At 64.8% G+C, this 6,637-nt stretch carries 6 protein-coding genes; 2 read left to right on the forward strand and 4 right to left on the reverse strand.

Annotated elements, in window-relative coordinates; translation table 11 throughout:
• A partial coding sequence (locus AX708_RS08925; RefSeq protein WP_155644953.1) for an integrase core domain-containing protein occupies nucleotides 1–488 on the forward strand: 488 nt, incomplete at its 5' end.
• On the opposite strand, the gene AX708_RS08930 is transcribed toward AX708_RS08925, so the two are convergent.
• From AX708_RS08930 to AX708_RS08945, 4 genes are all read right to left on the reverse strand, one after another.
• Nucleotides 451–1,425: a TonB-dependent receptor plug domain-containing protein gene (locus tag AX708_RS08930; RefSeq protein WP_066531913.1), complete on the reverse strand. Its 975-nt coding sequence runs from the start codon at nucleotides 1,423–1,425 to the stop codon at nucleotides 451–453. The two genes, AX708_RS08925 and AX708_RS08930, sit on opposite strands and share 38 nt — an antisense overlap.
• Before the next feature lie 153 nt (nucleotides 1,426–1,578).
• On the reverse strand, nucleotides 1,579–3,768 hold the full coding sequence (locus tag AX708_RS08935) for a TonB-dependent receptor domain-containing protein (protein ID WP_066117787.1): 2,190 nt from the start codon (nucleotides 3,766–3,768) through the stop codon (nucleotides 1,579–1,581).
• Nucleotides 3,769–4,240: 472 nt separating this feature from the next.
• Nucleotides 4,241–5,344 (reverse strand): FAD-dependent monooxygenase, encoded by a 1,104-nt coding sequence (locus tag AX708_RS08940; protein WP_066117788.1) that lies wholly within the window; start codon nucleotides 5,342–5,344, stop codon nucleotides 4,241–4,243.
• A gap of 24 nt (nucleotides 5,345–5,368) precedes the next feature.
• A complete protein-coding gene (locus AX708_RS08945) occupies nucleotides 5,369–6,193 on the reverse strand; it encodes an alpha/beta hydrolase (RefSeq protein WP_197426239.1) in 825 nt (274 codons plus the stop codon).
• 176 nt (nucleotides 6,194–6,369) lie between these two features.
• Here AX708_RS08945 and AX708_RS08950 point away from each other — a divergent pair.
• Nucleotides 6,370–6,637, forward strand: a 268-nt coding sequence (locus AX708_RS08950; protein ID WP_066531919.1) for a type II toxin-antitoxin system RelE/ParE family toxin, incomplete at its 3' end; no start/stop codon positions are given.

The raw sequence follows: 6,637 nt of genomic DNA on the forward strand, positions 1-6,637 counted from the left end.
TCGGCTGCGACAACGGCGAGAAGGTGCGCGTCGCCTTCTCGCTCGACTGCTGCGATCGAGAGGCAATGGGCTTCGTTGCCACCACGGCAGGCATATCTGCCGAGGACGTGCGCGATCTCATGACCGCCACCGTCGAGCACCGCTTCGGCCGTGTGAACAGGCTGCCTGCCACCATCGAATGGCTGACTGACAATGGCAGCTGCTACACCGCCAGGGAGACCCGCCGCTTCGCACGCGAGATCAACCTCAAGCCCCGGACAACACCCATCGAAAGCCCGCAATCGAACGGCATGGCCGACGCGTTCGTGCGCACCATGAAGCGAGACTACGTCCGCGTGGCGGAAAAGCCTGACGCCAGAGCCGTGATCAGCCAGCTGCCCAGCTGGTTCCACCACTACAACACCGTCCATCCGCATCGCGCCCTTGGCTACCTCGCACCGCGCGAATACATCACCCAATCAACCAGTGAGGAACTGTCCGGGAATTAAAGGGCAACGACAGCTTGAGGTTGTCGAGGAACTCGTGATTGAACACGGCCTCGTAATACTGGTCTTCCGCGATCGCTTCGCCATTAGCGCTTCCGGTGAAGGTATCGGTACCGATCTGCTGTAGGATTTCGCCATTGGATAACAGCGGGAAGCCTGAATTGGGGTTGGTTTCGGTGCGGGTGTAGGACGCACTGGCCTTGATCGAGGTCGAAGGGCCCACGTTGACGATTGCCACGGGTCGCACCGCAACCGTCTGGCGCCGGGTCTCGCGCGCATCGAACTGAAAATCGCGGTAGGCGCCGCTGATACGCAGCAGCACAGTCTCATTGCCGCTGATGTCGCCGAGGTTGGCATCCAGCTCGGCGGCGAAGCTGCCGAAATGGTCGCCGCGCAGCTCGTAGCCGATGAAACGGTCGGCTTCGGGCACCTTGGTCACGGTGTTGATGATGCCGCCCGCTCCGATAGGCCCGAGCGAGATCGAAGCCGGGCCCTTGAGCACTTCGTAGCGTTCGACGAAGGCATCGTCGCGCGCGCCGGATCCGCGAAAGTTGTTCTGCACCCGGTTGTCGATCTGGATCGGGGCTTCAAAACCGCGTGCGAGAAAATCGGGTGTGCCAGTGCCCAAGCGGTCTTCGGTGAACGTGATGTTGGGCAGGGTCGTCAAGGCCTCGATAGGACGGGTCAAATTGCGCTCATCCAGAAAATCGCGGTCGATGATGTCCAGGGTGAAAGGCAGTTCTTCGGGCGCGATCGGAATCCGGTCGATCAGCGATTGCTGAAACTGTCCGGTTACGACGATTTCTGCCTCCGCTTCGGCGTCAGCACCAACATCAACGGTCGCTTGCGCGCGTACAGGTGCGCTAGCTAGGATCGCGCAATCGAAACTGCGCTCGTCAGCGTCAACTTCATAGAGCGCATGTGGGATTGCCTCATACATTCAAACTCACTTGTTCGTTTGGGGCGATCTGGCTGCAGCTTGGCGCTACAAGGCAGATAATTATGTAAAACCCGCAAAATTTCCGTGGATGCGTCGTGTTGGCGATCAAGCGCCGGATTACTGCAATCCGACGCCGGATCGTGGACGTTAAGATTAATATCGCAGCGTCAGGCCCACCTGGATCGTAAATGGCTGGCCCGGCAGGATGCCCCGCGCACGGTCGGTCACATAAAGCCGGTCGAACAGATTGCGCGCGGTGGCGAACACCTCCCACTTGCCCTGCGGCGGGCCGTAGGATGCGGCGAGGTTGACCTGCGTCCACCCCTCGATCAGCCCGCGCTGGCCGTCCGGGGTGACGGGGATCAGGTTTACGTCATCGGCGAAGACCGAGGACTGGCTGACCACTTCGACCTGGCCGGTGAAGCCCTTGTGCTCGACCCCGAGCGCGCCGGAGAACAGCCATTCGGGCGAATAGGGCAGGCGGTTGCCTTCGACATCGCGCGCCACGCCGCAGGGCACCGCGCCCGCGCCGGTGGCAACCAGCGTGCCGGTGGTCGCGCCGTCGAAACAGGGGGCGGTGGCGATGCGGGTGGAGTTGTATTCCGCATCCGCGACCCAGGTCAGCGCGAGGCGGGCGAAGACATCGGTCTCGCGCTCAGTCCACCCCGCCGCGCGCGACGAGACATTGAGCGCAAACTCGCCGCCCCGGTGGATCGTCTCGCCCGCCGAGGTCAGGGTCGCGCCGACCCCGCCGGCGACCGACTGGGCGACGATCTGGTTCTGGAAGTCCATCACGAAGGCGGTGGCATCGAAATTGACGCCCGGCACGATATCGCCGCGCAGGCCGATTTCGTAGTTCCAGCTCAGCTCCGCGCCGAGATCGACCGATCCGCCGGTGGCGGTGATGATGTCCTCCACGCGCGGGGGGGCAAAGCCGCGGTGGACGCCGCCGTAAAGCGTGATCGCATCGGTGATCGCATAGGTCGCGCCCATGCCGGGCAGCAGCTTGTCGAGGCTTTCGCTTCCCTGCGTCACCGCCGTCACCGCGCCCGACGGACGCCCGCCCGCCAGAATGTCGATCGGCAGATTGCGGCGGGTGAAGTCGATGATCTCGGCGCGCACGCCCGGCGTCAGCGCCAGACGACCCAATTCGAAGCGCGACTGGAGGAAGGCCGAAAACGCGGTCACATCCCGCTCGTTGTTCTCGCGCACGCCGGCGTTGACGCTGGTGCCCGGCGCGCGGGCGGTGGGCGTGTCGCCGTTGAGCTGGCGGCGGCGCTGGCGTTCCTCGTGGAAGCGCACTCCGATCTCGGTCTCCCCGCCGAAGCCGAGCAGGTTGTGATCCACCGTCAGGCGCGATTCGATGCCGTAGGTGTCGTAATCGCGCAGCCGGCCTTCATTGCCACAGGTGGTGAGCAGGTTCGCCATCCCGCCGCAGGCCGGATCGCTCGCGTCATTGGGGCGCTGGTTCGAGTTCGAGGATTGCCGCCACCAGTCGCGGGTGAAGTAGTGGTAGTAACCCGCCGTGCGCAGCGTCAGATCGTCCGAAAGGTTCCAGCGGTGCGCGATGGTGGCGTTCAGCCGCTCGGTCTGGAAATCCTCGTTGGGGAAGGGATTGCCGCGCGGATTGGCAGCGAATTCGTCGCGGCGCAGGCCCGAATAGCCGACCTGGCTATCCTCACGGAAGCGCGACAGCTTGATGGTGAGGCCGTGATCGGGGCCGAACTCCCACCCGCCCTTGATGAAGATGTCGGTGAAGCGCAGCGCCTGATTGTCGCGGTTGCCGTCGGTCTGGTTGTGGTTGACGTGGACCATCACCCCGCCGCCCAGCAGCTTGCCGCCGATCGTGCCGTCGAGCATCAGCATGTCGCGGTTGCCGCCCGCGATGGTGCCGTTGGCGATGAATTCGTCCGGCACTTCGGGGGTGATGTAATTGACCACGCCGCCGATGGTCTGCGGGCCGAAACGGATCTGGCCTGCGCCCTTCAGCACTTCAAGGCTGGTGAAGCGCTGGATCGGCGGGTGATAATAGGCCGCGTTATCGCCATAGGGGGCAAAGCCCAGCGGGATGCCGTCTTCCAGCAGCAGCACCTTGGTCGAACGGATTGGGTTCAGCCCGCGAATGCCGATATTGGGGCGCATCCCGGCGCCTTCCTCGTCACGCACGAAGACACCAGGAACCAGCCGCAGCGCGTCATTGACGTTGAGCGGGCGGGTGCGCTTGAGGTCGGTCTCGCTGACAACTGCCGAGGAACCGGGGATGACATCGGCATTCTCTACGCTGCCAACCACGATGATGTCGGTTGCCGGGTCAGCGGCTCCGCTCGCGACGGCGGCGGCCATCGGAACAGCGCTGACTGGGCTTTCGGCATCGGAGGGGGCGGCTGCGGCCGCAGCCGGGATGGCGATGAGAGACGCGCTGAGCAACAGGACGATACGAGCGGAGTGCAACATTAGGGACCTCTTAATCGACTTGGCTGGTCACTAATGAAGATGATTTGCAATAACAACTGGCAAAGTGACTCCTCCCGAAGACATTTCCAGACTGTAGCTGTTGTGCCGCACCCAATGCGCGATGGTCCGGCGGAAAGAATCTGCGCCCGCCACATTAACTTGCCGGAGCTATCGCCGCAAAGGGTCGCACTCAGGCGATGCTATCACGCCCATTATGGCAGATACGGGGTCGGATTGCGAATTTCCGCTTCCAGGGAGAACCCGGCTGAGGCTGCCGGTCTGCGCTTTGGGCTTTCTTGACCTGGCAATCGGTCGGGGCAGGGCAGGCGCGTGAATTCCCGCATCTCCAAGAGTAGCGGCATCATACAACCGGTGCGGCATAATCGGGCAGAGTGTGCATGGAGCGCAGCCGGGGTTCGGACACGGCTGCGGGGATTGATCGGAGTGCCGCACGCATCAGCAACTGCGCCGCAGCCGGCCCATGAGCACCAAACCGGCCAAGCGCCGATTGCCGGACAAACATCCGCGCCCGCTTGAGGCGGAGGCGATCGTAATGATAGGCCACCTGCGAGGGCGTAAAACCATCGGCGATGGCCTGAAGCGCGGCGGCATCCTCCAGCCCCTGACAGGCGCCCTGGCCAAGATTGGGCTCCATCGCATGGGCAGCATCCCCGACCCGGATGATCCCGGGGGCGCAGAGTGTCTTCGGCGGCGGCTTGGCATGGACGGCAAATGGGATAAGCGCTTCAGGCGCGGTGGCGGCAATTGCCTCGGCGATCGGGGTTGGCCAGCCTTCGGCGGCGGCGGCGCAGGCGGCAAGATCGGGCATGGCGGCAGCGGCAGGCTGGGTGCGCATCAGGAACCAGTAGCGGCGGTTGTCCGGCAGTTCGAACACGCCGAACCGCTGGTGCTTGCCCCAGTATTCCGCCGCCACACCTCCAAGCCCGGGCCCCGCGACCCGGCCCGAGAGCGCCAGCACCCCGCCATAGCCCGCATAGGCGGGCGCCGATCCCGCACTGCTCGGCGCGCGGATACCGCCGGCATCGACCACCAGATCACAGACCAGCGGCTCGCCGCTCGCCAGCGTCACACGCCCCGAGGCGACCTCGGCGACCTCGCAGCCGAGCCGTAGGCGATCCGGCCCCAGCGCCACCAGCAGCGCGTTCTGAAGCGAGGTCCGGGTCGCGAGCAGCGCGGTATCGGGCAGGAGCCGGGCAAGGATCGTCGCGCCGCCCTGTGTCGCCAGCAGCATCTGCCCAATCGGCGCGGCGGCGGCCGTGACCGCGCCAAGAATGCCAAGGCGCGCCATCGCCGCACAGGCATTGGGCCACAGGCTGAGCGCGGCGCCCATCGGCGCGATGCGGGGCGCGCGTTCCAGCACCGTGACCTCCCACCCGGCATTGGCGAATGCGATGCCCGAGGCCAGCCCGGCTATCCCGCCGCCGACGATGATCGCTCTGGGCATACGCGCGCGCCTTGTCGGTGCCTGCTATCGCGCGCTGATGAAGGCCGCCAGAGCCGCGCGCCCCTCGGCCGCTTCGAGCGCGCCGCCATGGCCCACCGGCACGGGCGCGAAGGTCACCTTCGTCCCGCCTCCCTCAAGCGCCGGCTGGAACTCCCGCATCCGCGGGGGCCGAATGACCTTGTCTTTGGTGCCCGATAGCAGCAGCACCGGCGCACGGCTCGCCATCACATAGCCCTGATAGTCGAAGGCACCCAGCGCCGGGTCGAGCCGCAGCTTGACGAAAGGCTTGGCAAGGCCGGGGACGAAATCGCGCCCGACGGCCTGATAATCAGCGGCGCTCCCTTCGATGATCAGTCCGGCAAGCCCGCCCGCTTGCGCCAGCGATGCCGTCATGGCGCCGCCGAAGGACAGGCCATAGGCATAGACCGGGCCATTCCCGATCCACCCTTGCGACTTCAGCCGATCGATCATCGCCGGGCCGAAGGCGGCGGCTGCCTCAATCGTGGTGGGCAGGATGGTGCCGCCGCGCCCGGGATAGTCATAGAGGATGATGTCAGCCCCCGTCACCTCGGCAAGGCGCGCGGCCATGCGGCTCGTGCCCTCGGAATCGACGAAGCCGCCATTGCCGGCGCTGTAGATGATCGCGGTCTCGCTTGCGGGATTGTCCAGTCTGACCGTGCGCACCGCACCCAGATCGCCGAGGGGCAGCAGCGTATCCGTGGCCGTGTAGCCGTCCGGCACCGCCAGCACGGCATTGGGCGCGGCGAGGCTTGCGCTGGGGTAGAAGCTCGCCTGCGAGATCACCGCCGTGCAGCCGCCAAGGCTGAGCCCGAGCGCGGAAAAAATCATTGCAGATTTGCAGGAAATCACATCGGCCTCCATCAGAATTTCAAGCGCAACCAATGTGATAGGAGATGGTTCCGCGATCCTGACGGCTTGCTGAACGTGAGGCCGATCAAGGCGCGGCAAATGAGGCCTGAGCGTATGTCATTGACCTATGTGTCAATGGCGTATATATGGCGGGCATGACGACCTTGCAGACCGTTGTTGAACTGCCTGGGTTCCAGCGGCGCGCCAAGGCCATCATGAGCGATAGCGAACGCATCAGCCTCATTGGCTACATCGCGGCAAACCCGGAAGCGGGCGTGTCGCTGGGCGGTGGATTGCGCAAGGTCCGGATCCCGCGTGAAGGTGGCGGCAAAAGCGGTGGTCATTGCACCATCTATGTCTTCGGCGGCCGGCATATGCCGATCTACCTGATCACCGTCTTCGCCAAGAACGAGAAGGACAATC

It is taken from the genome of Erythrobacter sp. CCH5-A1 (genome assembly GCF_001557115.1).
Taxonomy (GTDB): domain Bacteria; phylum Pseudomonadota; class Alphaproteobacteria; order Sphingomonadales; family Sphingomonadaceae; genus Erythrobacter.